This window comes from Diaphorobacter sp., assembly GCF_050251835.1.
Taxonomy (GTDB): domain Bacteria; phylum Pseudomonadota; class Gammaproteobacteria; order Burkholderiales; family Burkholderiaceae_C; genus JBFXIE01.
Genome location: NZ_JBFWLZ010000015.1, coordinates 47,362 through 65,330 on the forward strand (window position 1 = coordinate 47,362; position 17,969 = coordinate 65,330).

General features: G+C 62.7%; 17 protein-coding genes and 3 pseudogenes. 17 read left to right on the plus strand and 3 right to left on the minus strand.

From position 1 onward, the window contains the following. The first annotated feature begins 1 nt into the window (after position 1). From AB7E35_RS07405 to AB7E35_RS07445, 9 genes are all read left to right on the plus strand, one after another. Positions 2–1,099, plus strand: a complete 1,098-nt coding sequence (locus AB7E35_RS07405; RefSeq protein WP_428167330.1) for an AbrB family transcriptional regulator — start codon at positions 2–4, stop codon at positions 1,097–1,099. An 82-nt stretch (positions 1,100–1,181) separates the two neighbouring features. Then, complete coding sequence (locus AB7E35_RS07410) at positions 1,182–1,553, plus strand: hypothetical protein (protein ID WP_428167331.1); 372 nt, start codon at positions 1,182–1,184, stop codon at positions 1,551–1,553. Continuing rightward, positions 1,543–2,391: an alpha/beta fold hydrolase gene (locus AB7E35_RS07415; RefSeq protein ID WP_428163322.1), complete on the plus strand. Its 849-nt coding sequence runs from the start codon at positions 1,543–1,545 to the stop codon at positions 2,389–2,391. Before AB7E35_RS07410 ends, AB7E35_RS07415 begins: the two co-directional genes overlap by 11 nt. A gap of 8 nt (positions 2,392–2,399) precedes the next feature. Next, positions 2,400–3,290 (plus strand): NAD(P)-dependent oxidoreductase, encoded by an 891-nt coding sequence (locus tag AB7E35_RS07420; protein ID WP_428163321.1) that lies wholly within the window; start codon positions 2,400–2,402, stop codon positions 3,288–3,290. Positions 3,291–3,346: 56 nt separating this feature from the next. Next, the gene (locus AB7E35_RS07425; protein WP_428167332.1) at positions 3,347–4,573 is read left to right on the plus strand and encodes an ABC transporter substrate-binding protein; all 1,227 of its coding nucleotides are present in this window, start codon (positions 3,347–3,349) and stop codon (positions 4,571–4,573) included. A 10-nt stretch (positions 4,574–4,583) separates the two neighbouring features. Beyond that, entirely contained in the window at positions 4,584–5,369 is a 786-nt protein-coding gene (locus tag AB7E35_RS07430; protein WP_428167333.1) for an N-acyl homoserine lactonase family protein, read from the plus strand. A gap of 32 nt (positions 5,370–5,401) precedes the next feature. Continuing rightward, complete coding sequence (locus AB7E35_RS07435; RefSeq protein WP_428167334.1) at positions 5,402–6,391, plus strand: Bug family tripartite tricarboxylate transporter substrate binding protein; 990 nt, start codon at positions 5,402–5,404, stop codon at positions 6,389–6,391. Positions 6,392–6,396: 5 nt separating this feature from the next. Next, positions 6,397–7,836: an NAD-dependent succinate-semialdehyde dehydrogenase gene (locus tag AB7E35_RS07440; RefSeq protein ID WP_428163317.1), complete on the plus strand. Its 1,440-nt coding sequence runs from the start codon at positions 6,397–6,399 to the stop codon at positions 7,834–7,836. Further along, a complete protein-coding gene (locus AB7E35_RS07445; protein WP_428163316.1) occupies positions 7,833–8,702 on the plus strand; it encodes an NAD(P)-dependent oxidoreductase in 870 nt (289 codons plus the stop codon). The genes AB7E35_RS07440 and AB7E35_RS07445 overlap by 4 nt, the downstream gene beginning before the upstream one ends. A 136-nt stretch (positions 8,703–8,838) precedes the next feature. On the opposite strand, the gene AB7E35_RS07450 is transcribed toward AB7E35_RS07445, so the two are convergent. From AB7E35_RS07450 to AB7E35_RS07460, 3 genes and pseudogenes are all read right to left on the minus strand, one after another. Then, positions 8,839–9,717: a LysR substrate-binding domain-containing protein gene (locus tag AB7E35_RS07450; RefSeq protein ID WP_428163315.1), complete on the minus strand. Its 879-nt coding sequence runs from the start codon at positions 9,715–9,717 to the stop codon at positions 8,839–8,841. A gap of 35 nt (positions 9,718–9,752) precedes the next feature. Next, positions 9,753–9,875, minus strand: a pseudogene (locus AB7E35_RS07455) (AAA family ATPase); the annotation flags it as partial. Positions 9,876–10,167: 292 nt separating this feature from the next. After that, on the minus strand, positions 10,168–10,560 hold the full coding sequence (locus AB7E35_RS07460; RefSeq protein WP_428167335.1) for a hypothetical protein: 393 nt from the start codon (positions 10,558–10,560) through the stop codon (positions 10,168–10,170). Between the two features lie 173 nt (positions 10,561–10,733). On the opposite strand from AB7E35_RS07460, the pseudogene AB7E35_RS07465 reads away from it, so the two are divergent. From AB7E35_RS07465 to AB7E35_RS07500, 8 genes and pseudogenes are all read left to right on the plus strand, one after another. After that, positions 10,734–12,479, plus strand: a pseudogene (locus AB7E35_RS07465) (type I restriction-modification system subunit M). 67 nt (positions 12,480–12,546) lie between these two features. Beyond that, positions 12,547–12,705: a hypothetical protein gene (locus tag AB7E35_RS07470; protein WP_428163313.1), complete on the plus strand. Its 159-nt coding sequence runs from the start codon at positions 12,547–12,549 to the stop codon at positions 12,703–12,705. After that, positions 12,677–13,318, plus strand: coding sequence for a Fic/DOC family protein (locus AB7E35_RS07475; protein WP_428163312.1), 642 nt, complete (start codon positions 12,677–12,679; stop codon positions 13,316–13,318). The genes AB7E35_RS07470 and AB7E35_RS07475 overlap by 29 nt, the downstream gene beginning before the upstream one ends. Before the next feature lie 71 nt (positions 13,319–13,389). Then, positions 13,390–13,950 (plus strand): restriction endonuclease subunit S, encoded by a 561-nt coding sequence (locus tag AB7E35_RS07480; RefSeq protein WP_428167336.1) that lies wholly within the window; start codon positions 13,390–13,392, stop codon positions 13,948–13,950. 24 nt (positions 13,951–13,974) lie between these two features. Further along, positions 13,975–14,715, plus strand: coding sequence for a restriction endonuclease subunit S (locus tag AB7E35_RS07485; protein ID WP_428163310.1), 741 nt, complete (start codon positions 13,975–13,977; stop codon positions 14,713–14,715). Positions 14,716–14,857: 142 nt separating this feature from the next. Then, positions 14,858–15,406 carry a hypothetical protein gene (locus AB7E35_RS07490; protein WP_428167337.1) on the plus strand — a complete coding sequence of 183 codons (549 nt, stop codon included), beginning with the start codon at positions 14,858–14,860 and terminating at the stop codon, positions 15,404–15,406. Beyond that, positions 15,393–16,076: a hypothetical protein gene (locus tag AB7E35_RS07495; RefSeq protein ID WP_428163308.1), complete on the plus strand. Its 684-nt coding sequence runs from the start codon at positions 15,393–15,395 to the stop codon at positions 16,074–16,076. The genes AB7E35_RS07490 and AB7E35_RS07495 overlap by 14 nt, the downstream gene beginning before the upstream one ends. Further along, positions 16,073–17,843: pseudogene (locus tag AB7E35_RS07500) on the plus strand (DEAD/DEAH box helicase family protein); the annotation flags it as partial. The gene AB7E35_RS07495 and the pseudogene AB7E35_RS07500, both read left to right, overlap by 4 nt. Between the last annotated feature and the right edge of the window lie 126 nt (positions 17,844–17,969).

The following is a 17,969-nucleotide window of genomic DNA, read 5'->3' on the forward strand; positions in this document are numbered from 1 at the left end:
GATGCACAGCGCCAAAGCCAAACTTCTCACACTGCTGCTGGCGTGGGCGGCCGCCGAAATTTGCCGCCGCATGCACATGCCTGTGCCATGGATGCTCGGCCCGCTGCTCGCGACGGCGCTGGCCACGCTGGCTGGCCTGCCGACCTGCAGCAGCCTGCGGTTGCGCAACGGTGGTCAATGGGTGATGGGAGCGTCGCTGGGCTTGTATTTCACGCCCGCCATCGTGACCCAGCTGGTCAATCTGTGGTGGGCGGTGCTGGCGGCGGTTGCCTGGTCGCTGGCGCTTGGCATGGTGTATGCAGACTGGCTGTACCGCTCCTGCGCAGGCCGGTTGCGCGGCGTGCCCGATGAGTCGCTGCGACCCTCGGCCTACTTCGCGGGCGCCATCGGCGCGGCATCCGAGATGACGCTGCTCGCCGAGAAGGAGGGCGCGCGTACCGACCTCGTGGCCGCCTCACACAGCCTGCGCATGTTGATCGTGGTGCTGGTCATGCCGTTTGGCATGCTGCTGGCGAAGTCCTGGTGGAGCCTGGAGGCGGTGGATGTTGCCCCACAGGCCAGCGCGATGTCCTTCACGGTGGCTGGCGGAGCATGGCTGGCGCTGTTCACGGTGGCAGGCGGCCTGACCCTGAAGCTGCTTCGCCTGCCCAACCCCTGGTTCCTCGGTTCGTTGCTGGTGGCTATCGGACTGGCCGCCAGCGAAACGGCCCCTGCGACCGTGCCTACGCTGCTGTCCAACACTGCCCAGCTGGTCATCGGCGTCAGCCTGGGGGTGCGCTTCAGTCCACAATTTCTGCACACCGCACCACGCTGGCTTGCGCACGTTGCGCTTGGCACCTTGGGCTTGATCGCTGCCTGCGCTGCTTTTGCCGCGTTTCTGGCATGGGTCACAGGGCTGCATCCGGCCACTGCCATTTTGGGCACGGCACCTGGCGGTATGACGGAGATGTCCATCACCGCCAAGGCGCTGCAGCTGGGCGTACCCGTCGTCACTGCCCTGCAGGTGACGCGCCTGGTCGCGGTGCTGATTCTGGTGCGACCGGCATACCACCTATGGGGGATTCACCGTCGCGATGGCGCGCACTCGCGGCAGCCATGACCAAAGCTCATTCCTCCACAACAAATTGTCGGTTGTGACTCAGACGGCGGTATGGAACATTCCCCCCAGGAGACAAATATTCATGCAAACCACTGATGGCTACACCCAAGGCCGTGCTGACGACTGGCTGACTTACCGCGGCCGCTGGGTCAACGTGACCTTCATGATCAAGAAAGGCGAGGAGGAATACCTCGTCACCCTTCGCGATGGGCATGTGACGCACGTTCAGCGCGGCCCCCACGTCATGCCCTGCTGGACTTTTGCGCTGGTCGCTGGTGAAGACGCCTGGCAGCGCTTCTGGGCGGATAAGCCGCAACCGCGCTTTCACGACCTGATGGCCATGGTCAAGTTCAAGACCCTGCGGGTCGAGGGTGACCCCACCATCTTCATGAGCAATCTGCTGTACTTCAAGGAGCTGATCCAGCGGCTCGGAGGGCAACTCCATGCGCGTTGAAAAAGAGGCCGTGACCGGCGGCTACGTGAACTTCGAGATCGCGGGCCGCATGTGCCGCGTGTATTACGAGACGGCTGGCCGCGGGCAACCCCTGTTGTGCCTGCACACGGCCGGCAGCGACACACGCCAGTACCGCGCGCTGCTCAACTCGCCTGAACTGACGGCAAGCCACCAGGTGATCTGCTTCGATTTGCCCTGGCACGGAAAATCCTCTCCACCCGAGGGCTGGCAGACACATGAATACCAGCTGACCAGTACGCTCTATGTTCAGACCATTCTGGCGTTCATGGATGCGATGCAGATCGATCGACCCATTGCCATGGGCTGCTCGATCGGCGGGCGGGTGGTGCTGCACCTGGCGTTGCAGCAGCCGGAGCGTTTCAAGGCACTGATAGGTCTGCAATCTGGCGCGCATGTCCATCCTTACTACGACCTGAACTGGCTGCACCGGCCCGACGTGCACGGCGGTGAGGTCTGCGCCGGCATCGTCTCTGGTCTGATCGGGCCGGGTGCGCCGCTGCGCGACCGCTGGGAGACGCTATGGCACTACATGCAAAGCGGCCCTGGCGTGTTCAAAGGCGACCTGCACTTCTACACGGGCGAGGGTGACCTGCGTGGACGCGTGCAGCGGATCGACACCGCGCGCTGCCCGCTCTACCTGCTCACAGGCGAATACGACTACTCGTGCACGCCCGAAGACAGTGAGGAACTGGCGCGCCTGATTCCCGGTGCACAGCTTCAGATCATGCCGGGTCTGGGGCACTTCCCGATGAGCGAGGCGCCGCAGGAATTCCTGCGCCACCTGCTTCCTGTGTTGCAACGTATTCAAACCTCCTAAGGAACATCATGAAAGTCGGATTCATCGGCCTTGGCCGAATGGGCTTTGCCTTGGCCTCTCACCTGTTGCGCAAGGGCGTTCATCTCACGGTGCACGACCTTCAGAGCGCCCCTGTGGACGCGCTTGTGGCGCAAGGTGCCTCGCGCGCGGCCAACGTCAGGGAACTGGCCGCCGGCGCAGACGTGGTGTTCACCATGCTGCCCGGCCCCAAGCAATCGCGCGCCGTGATCCTGGGTGAGGGCGGCGTGCTGGACGGTCTGCGCAGCGGCAGCTTTCTGGTGGAACTGAGCACCATCGACACGGACACAGTGGATGAACTGGCCCGCGCATCGCGCGAGCGCAGCGTGCATTTCGCTGACGCCCCCGTAGGCCGCCTGGCCGCACATGCCGATCGCGGCGAATCACTTTTCATGCTGGGTGCCGCCGAGGACGACCGCCTCACGCTGGAGCCACTGCTGCTGCAAATGGGAACCACCGTGCTGCACTGCGGCAATCCAGGCAGCGGCACGCGCATGAAGCTCATCAACAACCTGATGGTGCTGTGCTACTGCCAGCTCAACTCCGAGGCCCTGGTGCTGGCCAACGCGCTGGGACTGGATACGCGCAAGACTTTTGAGGTGCTCACGGGCACCACGGCGTCGAACGGCCAACTCAAGGAAAAGTGGCCCGTGAAGGTACTGCGCGGCGACCTGACGCCGGGTTTCGACATCGCCCTGGGCTTCAAGGACCTCACGCTGGCCTGCCAGGCAGCGCAGTCTGCCGGCATTTCGTTGCCCATGGGCAACCTGGCGCGCAGCATGTTCCAGCTTGCCCGCCATGCTGGCAAAGATGGGCAGGACACCTCTTGCATGACGGATTTCTGGGCCGAATCCAACGGTCTGCCGCCGCTGCGGATGTAACGCCCCGCTGTTCCACCAACACCCTCAACCAATCAATAAATCAACAGGAGACAAGCATGCAATCCACTTACACCAAGGTGGCTCTCGCCACCGCGCTGCTCACCACCGCAGCGTTCGCACCCGCGCAGGACAAGAGCGCAAGCATCTCGGACGGCATTGTCAAGATCGGCGTGCTGACCGACCTCAACGGCCCCTTTATGGACAACGTTGGAAAAGGATCCATCGTCGCCACCGAAATTGCCATCGCGGAGTTTGGCGGCAAGGTGCTCGGCCATCCGATTCAGTTGGTTACTGCCGACCACCAGAACAAGGCCGACGTGGGATCTGCCCGCGTGCGCGAATGGTTCGACCGCGACCAGGTGGACGCCGTGACCGAACTGGGCAACAGCGCCGTCGCACTGGCAGCGATGAAGCTTGCGCAGGACAAGGGGCGCATGTCCATCGTCACCGGCGCCGGTGCGGTGCGCATCTCCAACGAGGATTGCACGCCCAACAACCTGCACTGGGTGTACGACACCTACTCCCTGGCCAAAGTGGGCACTCAGTCTTTGGTGAAGGCAGGCGCCAAGTCCTGGTACTACCTCACAGCGGACTACGCCTTTGGACACTCGCTGGAGAACGACGGCAAGCAATTCATTGAAGCGGCCGGCGGGAAATTTGTGGGCTCGTCGCGCTACCCGTTCCCAGGTAATGACTTCGCGTCTTACATCGTCAAGGCGCAAGGCAGCAAAGCTAATGCGGTGGCCATCGCCACGGCAGGACTCGACCTGCAAAACGCCATCAAGCAGGGCAAGGAGTTTGGCCTGGCCAGTGGCGGACAGAAGACCGTGGCCATGCTCATGAGCATCATGGACGTGCACGGCGTGGGCTTGAAGGACGCGGGCGGCATGCTGTTTGCCGAGTCGTTCTATTGGGATCTGGACGACGCCTCGCGCGCGTTTGCGCGCAAGTTCTTCGAACGCACCAAACGCATGCCTACAGCACTTCAGGCGGGGCAGTACTCCGCCACGCTGAACTACCTGAAAGCGGTGGAGAAGGCCAAGTCCGACAACGTTGCCGACGTGATGAAAGCGATCAAAAGCATGCCCATCCAGGACGCCTTTGCCAAGAACGGCAAGGTTCGCGCCGACGGCAAGATGATCCACGACATGTACCTCGTGCGCGTGAAGACGCCGCAGGAGTCGAAAGCCGCGTGGGACTACTACACCGTGCTGGAGACGGTTCCTGGCGTGCAGGCTTTCCATTCCGCAGCCGAAAGCAAATGCTCTCTGCTCAAGCCGTGATGACCGCGCCATGAGCCAAGCCTGTTACCAGATCCTCGCGGTGAAATACGCCACGGTGGATCGGGCGCGGGGCAGCAACTTTCTGCGCCCAGCCCCCGGTGACCCCGAGGCGCCCATGGCGCTGGACTTCTTTGTCTGGCTGATCACTGGACCCGGCGGCGCAGTGCTGGTGGACACCGGGTTCAGCGCTGCCTCGGCGCTGGCGCGCGGGCGGCGCTACCTGGTCTCGCCGCTGGAGTCACTGCGCCGCCTGGGCTACGCGCCCGATGCCATTGGCGACGTGGTACTCACGCACCTGCACTATGACCACGCGGGCAATGTTGGCGAATTCCCAGCCGCCACTGTCTGGGTGCAGGACCGCGAGGTGCGCTACGCCACGGGCGACTGCATGTGCGACCCAAAGCAGAACCACTTCTTCTCGACCGACGACGTGGCCGTGCTCATCAAGCGTCTGTACCAGGGCAACGTGAGGCTTGTCGATGGCTTCCACCTGCTACGTGACGGCATTGAATTGCACCGCGTGGGCGGCCATACCGACGGCCTGCAGGTGGTGCGCGTGCGCACCGCGCGTGGCTGGGTGGTTCTCGCCTCCGATGCGGCGCACTACTACGAAAACCTGGCGCTGCAGAACCCATTCCCCGCCATCTTCAGCCTGGACGACATGCTGACGGGCTACGCACGCATCCGCGAGCTGGCGGATGGCGAAGACCTCATCGTCCCCGGCCACGACCCCGCGGTCTGCGCCCGTTTCGCGAGCGTAGGCGTGCCAGGCGTCTACGCCTGGCGTATCGCCTGACACCTTCTTTCTTTCTATGGAGACACATTGACATGAATACACCCCACCAACGCAAGCGCTCCTTCCTTCTTGGCTGCGCGGCCCTGGCCCTCGGCAGTGCGACCTTCGCCCAGACGGCTGGCAGCGACTGGCCCACTCGGCCTGTCACCATCGTCGTAGGCTTCAGCGCAGGCGGCCCCACCGACGTGGTGGCGCGCATATTGGCCGACAACCTTGCTACCCAGTTCAAGCAAAGCTTTGTGGTGGACAACAAGGCTGGAGCCTCTGGCGGCGTGGCGGCCATGCAGGTCAAGCAGGCTGCGCCCGACGGCTACACGCTGATGTTTGGCAGCAGCAGCACACTGTCCATCATCCCCACGCTGCAAAAGACTGGCTACGACCCGCTTCGAGACTTCACGGCCATCGGCCTGGTCGCCAGCTACCCTTACTTCCTGGTAGCGCCCGTCTCGTCGAACATCACCTCGCTCGACGAGTTGCTCAAGCAAGGCCGCAACCCTGCGTCGCAATTGAGCTACGGCTCTGCCGGTAACGGAGCGGTCAACCATCTCGCGGGCGAGTGGTTCAAGCACGAGGCAAAGATCAATGCAGTGCACATCCCCTACAAGGGTGATTCAGCTGCAGTCACCGACCTGGTGGCGGGTCGGCTGGACTTCGCCTTCCTCGCGGGTGCCGTGGCACTGCCGCAGGCCAAGGCAGGCAAGATGCGGCTGCTAGCCTCCGCCAGCGCCGTGCCTGGGCGCGGCGGCGAAGGCCTGCCCACGCTGGGCGAGCAGCGCTTCAAAGGTTACGCCGCCGAGCCGTGGAACGGGCTAATGGGACCCAAAGGCATCCCCCAACCCATCGTGGCCAGGCTCAACGCGGCCGTGAATCAAATCATGAACCGCCCGGACGTGGTGGCCCGCCTGGCTGCCATGGAGCAATACCCGCTCACCGGAACGCCCCAGCAGTTCACTGACCACATCAAGGCACAGACGGAGCGCTGGGCCGCAGTGATCCAGTCGGCCAACATCAAGGTGGACTAATGAACATGTCGTACTCCCAATGGATCGCTGGCGAGTTTCGCCAGGGCTCTTGCGCCCAGCATTTCATCGTCATCAACCCCAGCACCGGCCATCCGCTAGGCGATTACGCACATGCAACGCAAGCAGATGTGCAGGCTGCCATCGATGCGGCAGGTGAAGCGCTGCGAACCTGGCGCAAGACCTCTGCCCTGGAACGATCGACGATGCTGCGCCGGGTGGCCGCCCTGATGCGCGAACGTGGCGACGCTATCGGCACGCAAATTGCGCTCGAACTGGGCAAGCCCTTGGGCGAGGCGCAGAAGGAGGTGGTCACCGCCGCCGAAATGTTCGAATGGGCGGCCGAAGAGGCGCGGCGCCTCTACGGCCGCACCATTCCTGCCCGCACCGGGGGCGTCACGCAGACCGTGGTGCTGGAGCCCGTCGGCGTAGTGGCCGCATTCGCGGGCTGGAACGCGCCGGCCATCACGCCTGCGCGCAAGATCAGCGGCGCGCTGGCGGCGGGATGCACCATCGTCATCAAACCCTCGGAGGAAACGGCCGGCGTGGCGTTGCACATCGCCCACGCGGTGCAGGACGCGGGCGTGCCCGACGGCGTGGTCAACATGGTGTTTGGCGATCCCGGCGCCATTGCCGACCAGCTCTGCTCCTCGCCGCAGGTGGCCATGGTCACCTTCACGGGCGCCACCTCGGTGGGCAAGCAGATTGGTGCCCAGGCCGCGCGCACCATGAAGCGTGCCACGCTGGAGCTGGGCGGCCACGCGCCGGTGATCGTCTGCGATGACCTTGATGCGGCCGACGTAGCCCGCGTGGCCCGCATGGCCGTGGCGACCAAGTACCGCAACGCGGGCCAGGTCTGCACCTCGCCCACGCGCTTTCTGGTGCAGGCGGGCGTGTTTGACACCTTTTGCTCGCACTTCGTGCAGGCTGCCGAAGCATTGAAGGTGGGTGACCCGTTTGATGCGGCCACGCACATGGGGCCGCTGAAGAACCAGCGCCGCATGCAGGCCATCGATCAGCTGGTTCAGGATGCGCGCAGCCGCGGCCTGACCATCGCTACGGGCGGCGAGCGCATCGGCACTGAAGGCTTCTTCTATCGGCCCACAGTGATCGTGCAACCTTCGGTCGATTGCGATGCCGCCAACGTCGAGCCCTTTGGCCCGGTGGCGCTGATCAGCCCGTTCGTGGAGCTGGAAGAGGCCATCGTCGAGGCCAACCGCCTGCCTTTCGGCCTGGCGTCCTATGCCTTCACCAACCACCTGGGGCGTGCCCACCGCCTGGCCAGCGAAATCGACAGCGGCGTGGTCTGCATCAATGAGTGGCAGGCTTCACTGCCCGAAACGCCTTTCGGTGGCCACAAGGACAGCGGCCTGGGCTCGGAAGGCGGCATTGAGGGTCTGCAGGAATTCCTGCGCGTCAAGTGCGTGCGCCTGGGGGTGTCGGCATGAGCCCGGTGCTCGGTTTCGTCGGTGTGGGCGTGATGGGCGAGGGCATGTGTCGCAACCTGCTGCACAAATGCGGGTTGCCGGTGCACGTAGCCGACGTTCAGGCCGAAAACGTGGCGCGCCTGACAGCGCTGGGCGCGGTGGCGTCAAGCGTGCCGAGGCTGCGTCAGACAGCGCACACGGTGTTCCTTTCGCTGCCTTCGATCGATCAGGTGGAAGACGTGTGCTTCGGCGCTGAGCCGCTCATCGTTCCCGGAGGCACAGTCAAGACCGTGGTGGACATGAGCACCAGCGACGTGCAGCGCATCCGCGCGCTGGCCGAGCGGCTGGCCGCGCATGGCGTACGTTTTCTCGATGCCCCTGTGGCCCGCAGCCGCGAGGCCGCGAACAACGGCACGCTGCTCATTACCGTAGGCGGGCCGGCTGACTTGTTCGAGGCCGTGGCGCCATGGCTGCGCTGCATGGGATCAGACGTGGTGCTCTGCGGCGACGTTGGCGCCGGGCAAGTGGTCAAGATCATGAACAACATGGTGTTGCTGTCCACCGTCAACGCACTGGCCGAAGCCATGGCGATTGCCGAGGCCGCTGGCGTGGACAAGGCGTTGCTCGCCAGCGTGTTGCGACAGGGTTCCGCCGATTCGTTCGCGCTACGGCTCACGGGCGAGAAGCTGGCCACAAACGAGTTTCCCGAAAAACTCTTTCCCACCGCCTACGCGCTCAAAGACCTGCGGCTCGCGCTCAGCCTGGCGCAGGCCTCGGGCATCACACCGGCCGTGGCCCAGGCCACGGCAGCGCTGCTGGATGCGGCATGCACCCGCGGCTATGCGATGAACTACTACCCGGTGATTTATCGCCTGATACGCGCCTGAAAAGAAACGACTGCCTGCAAGGGTGTGAACGCATCGATGAGGCAGCATCCTTGCACACCCTTGGGTTCAACTGGCCTGGGATTCAATTTCGAAGCCCCGTTAACCCTTTGCCAGAAAATCACAGGCAGCTCCTTTTTTATGGCTGACCTGCCTCGTGCATCAGCCAGTCCTTGAAGGCCACGATCTTGTCGGAGTGGCGCTGCAGCGCTGGAGTGACGATGTAGTGCCCTTGCCCTGTGCGCAGTGGGCGTGCAAAAGGGCGTACCAGGCGGCCAGCCTGGAAATCGGCAGCCAGCATGTGCTTCTGACCGATGGCGATGCCAAGGCCATCCATGGCTGCCTGCCAAGTCAAAAGGGAACTGCTGAAAACCATCTTCTCGGCGCCCTCGAAAATGCCAGGCATCCCAGCATGTTCGAGCCAGCGTGGCCAGTCGTCCTTGCGGTATCTGGAAATCAGCAGGCGCTTGCCTTGCAGCACTTCGGGGGTAGCTGCGCCCTCGATAAAACCGGGTGCGCAGACCGGCTCCACGACGTCCTCCAACAGCAGGGTGGCCTCGGCGTCCGGCCATGTGCCGTTGCCCAGCACGATGGCCAGATCGGACTTCTCTGCCCCAAAATCCAGCGGCGCATTGCTATTGAGGATGGAAACCTCCACCTCCGGATGCTGTGCCTTGAAACGCGGCAGGCGCGGAATCAACCAACGTGCCGTGAGCGTGGTGTAGGTGCGCAGTCGAATCACGTTGTTGGAGTACTTCTGCGTGATGAACGCAGTGGCGGCTGCAATCTCCTCAAACACCGGCCCGATTCTGCGCGCATACGACTCTCCGACCTCAGTAAGCCGCACTCCCACACGCTCGCGCGAAAAGAGTTGTACGCCCAGGTATTCCTCCAGTACGGCCACCTGGCGACTCACCGCCGATTGGCTCACGTTCAGCTCGCTTGCCGCGAGCGTGAGATTGCTGGTGCGCGCGACGACTTCAAAAACTTTGAGGGGATTAAGTGGGGGTATTTTCATCAGAGTGTCATTGTCTCGCTTCCCGGACAGGGCTTTCAAGCCTGCGTTGGGCAATACCTTTCTGATGAAAATCTGCGTCTGATGGCCTCCCTGGAGCTGCGGCGGAAGCGGTAGGACCCATTGCCGGTTTCAACGATGTGGCTGTGATGGGTGAGCCGCTATGAACGCTTGGTCACTTCCGGCCCCACGGTGGAAGTGCCCGATATGGGGCGGGATGACTTTTGTGGTCTTCCCGATCTGGCCTTGAGATGCAGGCGTAGCGTTGATTTCCAGCCAGAAGCGATCCACTGACCGTCAGTAGTGGATGGGATTTGCGTTGAAATCAACAGCAGGTTGGGCTGGCTCTATAAGAACGCCCACAGCCAATCCAGGAAAAACGGCGCCGAGGGCCACGGTACGACGCACGACGGCATAAGGGGGCAAGGTCCTTATGCCGACGTGATAGGCGCTTTAGTCTGTGGCTTCGATTACTCGCTCGGTGGTTGCGTTCCGGTCGAACATGATGGGCACGGGCTCCTTGCCGGGGTTCGCCTTGCGGATTGCGGCAATCAATTTCTTCTCACCATCGCTCAAGCAGAGTGGGCCAACGCAATGCTCGACAGCGTGGAGCAGACCAGGGTCCGCATCTTGCAGCAGACGACGCATCAGCATGCCGGGGTTGATGTCCAACGCATTTGCCAGTTCTGGCACTTTGGTGAGGGGCACCGTCATTTGTCCTGACTTGAACATCTGGATCACATTGGGCGATTGGTAGCCCAAGGCGTTGGCGAGCTCCTTATCTGAGATCCGCGCGAGCGCTTGTTGGCCTGTCAGCCACTGGTGGGTGGTGGTTTCTTGGTTCATCGACATCTCCTGAATAGCGGTCAGCAACATGTGACCGACTGCATTCATTAGAGAGCTCGTGACTTGGCCCTCGGGCGGAACATGGGATGGAAATGTGGGAAGTGCTGCGTGCATTCGCCTTCGATGCGCTGGCATACTGCCCGCGGTCAGAATTTGCCAGTCTCCGCGATCGTATGAACCAACAAACCCTCTCCGCCTTCATCTGGTCCGTCGCCGACCTGCTGCGCGGTGATTACAAACAGTCCGACTACGGCAAAGTCATCCTGCCCTTCACCGTGCTGCGCCGCCTGGACTGCGTGCTCGAAGCCACAAAGCCCGCCGTGCTGGCCGAGCTGACCGACAAGGAAAAGCTGGGCGTCAACCCCGAGCCCTTTTTGCGCCGCATCACAACCCTGGGCTTCTACAACACCTCGCCGCTGGACCTCAAGAAGCTCCTGGGCGACCAAGACCACATCGCGCAAAACCTGTTCAGCTACGTGCAGGCCTTCTCGCCCGCCGTGCGCGATGTGTTCGAGCGCTTTGAATTCCACACCCAGGTCGAGCGCCTGGCCAAGGCCGGGCTGCTGTACCAGGTGGCATAAAAGTTCACCCAGATCGACCTGCACCCCGAGGCCGTGAGCAACATGCAGATGGGCCTGGTGTTCGAAGAGCTGATCCGCAAGTTTGCGGAAATCAGCAACGAGACCGCCGGGGAGCACTTCACCCCGCGCGAGGTCATCCGGCTGATGGTGAACCTCATCTTTATCGAAGACGACGACATCCTCAGCAAGCCCGGCGTGGTGCGCACCATTTACGACCCGACGGCGGGCACGGGCGGCATGCTCAGCGTGGCGGGCGAATACCTGGCCGAGCACAACCCCCAGGCGCGCCTCACCGTGTTTGGCCAGGAGCTCAACCCCGAGTCCTACGCCATCTGCAAGGCCGACATGCTGATCAAGGGCCAGGACGTGGCCAACATCGCCTTTGGCAACACCCTCAGCGACGACGGCCACACGCACAAGCGGTTCGACTACATGCTCTCCAACCCGCCCTTTGGCGTGGAGTGGAAGAAGGTCGAAAAGGAAGTGCGCAGAGAGCACGAGCAACAAGGCTACAACGGCCGCTTCGGCCCCGGCCTACCCCGCGTGTCCGATGGCTCCATGTTGTTTTTGCTGCACCTGATTGCCAAGATGCGCCCGGCGCACGAGGGCGGCAGCCGCTTTGGCATCGTGCTCAACGGCTCGCCGCTGTTCACCGGCGGCGCGGGCTCGGGCGAATCCGAAATCCGCCGCTACGTGCTGGAAAACGACCTGCTGGAAGCCATCGTGGGCCTGCCCACCGACATGTTCTACAACACCGGCATCAGCACCTATGTCTGGATCATCAGCAACCGCAAACCCACGGCACGCAAGGGCAAGGTGCAGCTGATTGATGCCAGCGGCATGTGGCAGAAGATGCGCAAAAGCCTGGGCTCCAAGCGCAAGGAACTGAGCGACGCCCACATTGAGCGCATCACCCGCCTTTTTGGCGATTTTGTCGAGGCGCAGGACGACGACGGCACCCCCATCAGCCGCATCTTCGACAACGAAGCCTTTGGCTACCACGCCATCACCGTCGAGCGCCCGCTGCGCGATGAAAACGGCCAGATCGTACTGGGCCAGAAGGGCAAGCAAAAAGGCAAGCCCCAGCCCGACGCCAGCCTGCGCGACACCGAAAACGTGCCCTACACCGAAGACGTGATGGAGTACTTCCAGCGCGAGGTACTGCCCCACGCCCCCGACGCCTGGATCGACCCCGACAAGACCAAGGTAGGCTACGAAATCCCGTTCAACCGGCACTTCTACGTGTTCAAGCCCCCGCGCCCGCTGGCCGTGATTGACGCCGAACTCAAGCAGACCACCGACCGCATCCTGGACATGATCAAGGGGCTGTCGGCATGAGTCTTTTTAGATAGTTGCCGCCACACCCTCTCCCTACAATGGCCTGTCCTCCCGATAGGAGACCCTCATGCAGCTATCCCCCCAACTCCAGCAGCAACTCGCCCAGGCGGTGCGCACCTCCATGCGCATCGAGGGCTATCGCAACACGCCTTTGCCGCAAGTACAGGCCAAGGCCAAAGTGCTGATGGAGCAAAAGCGTGTCCAAGTATCAGTTCCGGCAAAGTGACATCTATCTGCCGGGCACGGATTTGCCCATCAATCGCCTCAGCATTGAGGACGCAGATCTGCTGCAAGCAATAGAGGCGCAATTGCTGCAGCAGGCGTATGCAGTATTTGTGTCGGAACTGGAGCCCGACACGCGGCTGGACGAGGCGTATTTCCAATCGCTGCACTGGCGCACTTTTGAATCGCGGTACGACTGGGCTGGCCGCTACCGCAGCGAGGACATGGTCAAAGGCGGCTCCATGTTCTGCCGGGCCGCCTTCGTGCCAGCCGAATCCCGACGCATCTTTGCCGAGCTGGAGCGCGAATCTTTTCTGCAAGGCGCAAGCCAATGGCCGAAGTCGCGATTTGCCGAGCGCTTGGCTTACTACCAGGGCGAGCTGATTGCCTTGCATCCTTTTTACGAATTGAACGGACGCATCACGCGCCTGTTTTTTGACTTGATCGCCATTGCCAACGGCTATGGCCCCATCGACTACGGGGCCGCGTTGCGCGACGACCCCGAGGTGGATAACAACTACATCCGCGCCTCTATCGACTGCGTGCGCCGCGCCGACACCCGGCTGCTGCAACAACTGATAGGGAGCGGGCTGACACGGAGCGACAGCACAGCATGAGTTTTCCGAGATACCCGGAGTGCAAGGACAGTGGGGTGGAGTGGCTGGGGGAGGTGCCGGTGCATTGGTGTGTGGATCGCCTCAAAGCATCCATCGTCAGCTCCAAGAATGGCATCTGGGGCGACGAATCGAAGGGTGATGAAAACGACATCCCTTGCGTTCGGGTTGCCGACTTTGACCGCCAAAAACTCAGGGTCGAATTAATGGAACCCACCATACGGAACGTCACCAGCCGGGAGCGCGAAGGACGCACGCTGAACAAAGGCGATTTGCTTCTTGAAAAATCGGGCGGTGGCGAAAACCAGCCCGTTGGCTGTGTGGTTCTGTACGACGATGAGCGCCCTGCCGTGTGCTCAAACTTCGTGGCACGCGTGCAGTTGAAGCCCGGAATGGTTTCCTCCTATTGGCGCTACGTACACGCTGCAGCCTACGCCGTAAGGCTCACCACCGGTTCGATCAACCAAACCTCCGGCATTCAAAACCTGGACCAAGATCGGTATTACAACGAGCGCGCAGCATTCCCACCGCCCGAAGAACAAACCGCCATCGCCATCTTCCTCGACCGCGAAACCGCCAAGATCGACGCGCTGGTGGCCGAGCAGGAAAAGCTGATCGCCCTGCTGCAGGAATAGCGCCAGGCCGTCATCTCCCACGCCGTGAACAAGGGGCTGAACCCGAACGTGCCGATGAAGGACTCGGGCGTGGAATGGCTGGGGGAGGTGCCGGGGCATTGGGATGTAGTGGCCGTGAACTACCGATATGAAGTGTTGCTGGGAAAGATGCTGGATGAAAAACGTATCACCGGCAGACATCTGGCGCCATATCTCCGCAACGTCGATGTGCAATGGGATTGCATCAACACGGAAGATCTCCCTCAAATGGATTTTTCCGGTGACGACATCGTGCGGTATAGCCTGACCGCTGGCGACCTTCTCGTGTGCGAAGGGGGTGAAGTTGGTCGGTCTGCCATTTGGACCGGCGAACTTGAAGAGTGCTACTACCAAAAGGCACTACATCGGTTGCGCCCCAGGCAGCCTGCCCGTGATGCATCGCGCTTTCAGTTTTACGTGTTGAACATGGCAGCGAAGCTCGGCATCTTCACCGGTGGGGAAGGCAAAGCAACGATTGCCCACCTGACTGCCGAAGCACTACGCAGATACCGCTTCGCTTACCCACCGCCGGATGAGCAAACACAAATCGTGAAGTTCTTGGACAAAGAAACCGCCAAGCTCGACACCCTGATGACCCAAGCCCGCGCCACCATCACCCTGCTGCAAGAACGCCGCACCGCCCTGATCTCCGCCGCCGTCACCGGCCAGATCGACGTGCGGGGGCTGGCAGGTGGTGCTAATGCTCCTGATTCAATAGCTGCTAGCGCTTACCAGATAAGGGCTTGATACCGATTCCACTTAAATTTTCAAAACATCACCGCGCTGCACTTTCTGCGCACCAACCCACCAGGCGCGTCTGGCGGCTGCTTGCCAAGGGGCGCACCTTCAGCGATATTCGCAATTCGCGAATAACGAATATACCCCTCTGATGGACCTCAAACCCCAAGACCTGCTGGTGCTGCTGAAGGTGGTGGCACATCCGCCGCAGCACTGGACATATGCCGCGCTGGGTGAGGCGCTTGCCATGAGCGCATCAGAAGCGCACGCGTGCGTGAAACGCGCGGTGGCTTGCGGCTTGGCAGTGGCACCTGCACGCGGCGAGTGGTCGCCGGTCAAACCCAATCTGCTGGAATTCATGGTGCACGGCGTGCGTTACATCTGGCCGGCCACCCCTGGGCCTGTCAAACGTGGCGTGCCAACGGCCTTTGGCGCGGAGCCACTGGCCAGCCACCTGGCGGTGGCTGCGGGCGAGGCGCCTGTCTGGGCGCACCCCACCGGCAGCGCCAAGGGCCCCACCCTCTCGCCCCTGTACCGCACGGCACCGCAGGCCGCCTTGGCCGACTCGGCATTGCACCGCCTGCTGGCGCTGCTGGATGCCTTGCGCGTGGGGCGGGCACGCGAACGCAGCTTGGCAGCGACGCTGCTGGAGGCGGAGCTGAATCAGTTCGACGCGGGAGGCACCGATGCGGGCCAATGACCCCAATCTGCCCCATTTGCGCCAGATTGCCCAGGCGCTGGGCGAACTGCGCGAGCAGGTCGTGTTTGTCGGCGGCGCCGTGGCGGGCTTGCTGGCCACCGACCCGCTGGCCGACAGCGTGCGCGCCACCCGCGATGTGGATGCGGTGGTCAATGCCAGCCGGGCCGGGTTTCATCGCATCGAGGAGGCGGTGGCGGCGTGCGGATTTGCGCGTGATGTCAGCAGCGAGGTGATTTGCCGCTGGGTGCACAAGGCGTCGGGGGTGATTTTTGACCTGATGCCCGTGCAGCCCGAGGTGCTGGGTTTTTCCAACCGCTGGTATCCGTATGCGGTAGAGACCGCGGTGCCCGTAGATTTGGGGCAAGGCGTGGTGATCAGGCTTGTGAGCGCGGCGGCCTTTGTGGCCACCAAGCTGGAAGCCTTCGCCAGCCGCGGGGGCGGCGATTTTCTGAGCAGCCATGATCTTGAGGATGTGTTGAATATCGTCGATGGCCGTGAGGAGCTGGCCAGCGAGATGCGCATGGCCCCGCCCGAACTGCGTGCGGCGGTGGCGACGGCGCTGGCCCAGTTGCTGGCACACCCCGATTTCGCCAACGTGCTGCCGGGCTTGCTGGCCGAGCCAGAGCGCACCGAGGTGGTTATTGAGAGATTGAGGGCCTTGAGTCAATGAGTCTGCACCACGAACACGCCTTTGAAGAAGACATCTGCAACCACCTGGCATCCGATGGCTGGCTCTACGCCCCGCCGGGCACCGAGGGCGACGCTAGCGGCTACGACCCCCCCCCGCGCCCTGTACCCCGCCGACCTGCTGGCCTGGGTGCAGGCCACGCAGCCGCAAGCCTGGGAGGCTTTGACCAAGAACCATGGCACTGCTGCCGAGGCCATGCTGCTCGATCGCCTGCGCAAGGCGTTGGACGACCGGGGCACGCTGGAAGTGCTGCGCGTGGGCATCGACCTGCTGGGGCTCAAGAGCCCGCTCAAACTCGCGCAGTTCAAGCCCGCGCTGGCCATGAACCCCGACCTGCAAGCCCGCTACGCAGCAAACCGCCTGCGCGTGGTGCGCCAGTGCCGCACCAACCACGACGACATCATCGACCTGGTGCTGTTTTTGAACGGCATTCCGGTGGCCACGGCGGAGCTCAAGACCGACTTCACGCAGGACATGAACGCGGCGGTGGACCAGTACCGTTTTGACCGTATCCCTAGACCGAAGGGCCGGCCGTTTGCCGAGCCGCTGCTTCAGTTCCCCGGCGGCGCGCTGGTGCACTTTGCCGTGAGCAACCGCACGGTGATGATGACGACGCGCCTGCAGGGCCCGACCACGCGCTTTCTGCCCTTCAACCAGGGCGACCACGGCGGCGCGGGCAACCCGCCCAACCCTGCAGGCCACCGCACGGCGTATTTGTGGGAACAGGTCTGGCAGCGCGACAGCTGGCTGGAGATCATTGGCCGCTACCTCGTCACCCAGCGCGACAGCAAGAAGCAGGTGACGGGCTTTATCTTCCCGCGCTACCACCAGCTCGACGCTACGCGCAAGCTGCAGGCCGCGGTGCTGGCCGAAGGGCCGGGGCACAAGTACCTGATCCAGCACAGCGCGGGCAGTGGCAAGACCAATTCGATTGCCTGGACGGCGCACTTTCTGGCCGACCTGCACTATGCGCAAAACCACAAGCTGTTCGACAGCGTGCTGGTGGTGAGCGACCGCAATGTGCTGGACGCGCAGTTGCAGGAAGCCATCTTCGACTTCGAGCGCACCAAGGGCGTGGTGGCCACTATCAAGGGCGAGGCGGGCAGCAAAAGCGGCGAGCTGGCCGAGGCGCTGGGTGGCAGCAAAAAGATCGTGGTGTGCACCATCCAGACCTTTCCATTCGCCCTGAAGGCCGTGCAGGAGCTGGCCGCCACGCAGGGCAAGCGCTTTGCCGTGATTGCCGACGAGGCGCACAGCAGCCAGACGGGCGAAGCCGCCTTCAAGCTCAAGCAGTTGCTGAGCGCTGAAGAACTCAAAGACCTGGCCGATGGCGGCGAGGTGGGCACCGAAGACCTGCTGGCCGCGCAGATGGCGGCGCGCGCCAACGATGTGGGCATCACCTACGTGGCCTTCACCGCCACGCCCAAGGCCAAAACGCTGGAGCTGTTTGGCCGACGCCCGCAGCCCGACCAGCCCGCCGGGCCGGGCAACCTGCCAGCGCCGTTCCACATCTATTCCATGCGCCAGGCCATCGAAGAGGGCTTCATCCTTGATGTGCTGAAGAACTACACCCCGTACAAGCTGGCGTTCAAGCTTGCCAACAATGGCAAGGAATGGGACGAGAAAGAGGTTGAGCGCAGCGAGGCCATGAAAGGCCTGATGCGCTGGGTGCGCCTGCACCCCTACAACATCAGCCAGAAGGTGGCCGTGGTGGTGGAGCATTTCCGCGAGAACGTACAGCCCTTGCTGTGAAGTCCCCTCGAATTCCTGAGCCAGTCAGAAGTAGAGGTTGGGGAACAGTTTGACACGGTACTCGACCGGAGGGATTCGGCCGAGGGCTTCATGGGGTCGATGGTGGTTGTATCGGTGCAGCCA

Excerpts from the sequence above, each read along its gene's own strand:
- AB7E35_RS07405 (WP_428167330.1), top strand. The coding sequence starts at position 2 with ATGCACAGCGCCAAAGCCAAACTTCTCACACTGCTGCTGGCGTGGGCG.
- AB7E35_RS07410 (WP_428167331.1), top strand. The coding sequence starts at position 1,182 with ATGCAAACCACTGATGGCTACACCCAAGGCCGTGCTGACGACTGGCTG.
- AB7E35_RS07415 (WP_428163322.1), top strand. The coding sequence starts at position 1,543 with ATGCGCGTTGAAAAAGAGGCCGTGACCGGCGGCTACGTGAACTTCGAG.
- AB7E35_RS07420 (WP_428163321.1), top strand. The coding sequence starts at position 2,400 with ATGAAAGTCGGATTCATCGGCCTTGGCCGAATGGGCTTTGCCTTGGCC.
- AB7E35_RS07425 (WP_428167332.1), top strand. The coding sequence starts at position 3,347 with ATGCAATCCACTTACACCAAGGTGGCTCTCGCCACCGCGCTGCTCACC.
- AB7E35_RS07430 (WP_428167333.1), top strand. The coding sequence starts at position 4,584 with ATGAGCCAAGCCTGTTACCAGATCCTCGCGGTGAAATACGCCACGGTG.
- AB7E35_RS07435 (WP_428167334.1), top strand. The coding sequence starts at position 5,402 with ATGAATACACCCCACCAACGCAAGCGCTCCTTCCTTCTTGGCTGCGCG.
- AB7E35_RS07440 (WP_428163317.1), top strand. The coding sequence starts at position 6,397 with ATGTCGTACTCCCAATGGATCGCTGGCGAGTTTCGCCAGGGCTCTTGC.
- AB7E35_RS07445 (WP_428163316.1), top strand. The coding sequence starts at position 7,833 with ATGAGCCCGGTGCTCGGTTTCGTCGGTGTGGGCGTGATGGGCGAGGGC.
- AB7E35_RS07450 (WP_428163315.1), bottom strand. The coding sequence starts at position 9,717 with ATGAAAATACCCCCACTTAATCCCCTCAAAGTTTTTGAAGTCGTCGCG.
- AB7E35_RS07460 (WP_428167335.1), bottom strand. The coding sequence starts at position 10,560 with ATGAACCAAGAAACCACCACCCACCAGTGGCTGACAGGCCAACAAGCG.
- AB7E35_RS07470 (WP_428163313.1), top strand. The coding sequence starts at position 12,547 with ATGCAGCTATCCCCCCAACTCCAGCAGCAACTCGCCCAGGCGGTGCGC.
- AB7E35_RS07490 (WP_428167337.1), top strand. The coding sequence starts at position 14,858 with ATGGACCTCAAACCCCAAGACCTGCTGGTGCTGCTGAAGGTGGTGGCA.
- AB7E35_RS07495 (WP_428163308.1), top strand. The coding sequence starts at position 15,393 with ATGCGGGCCAATGACCCCAATCTGCCCCATTTGCGCCAGATTGCCCAG.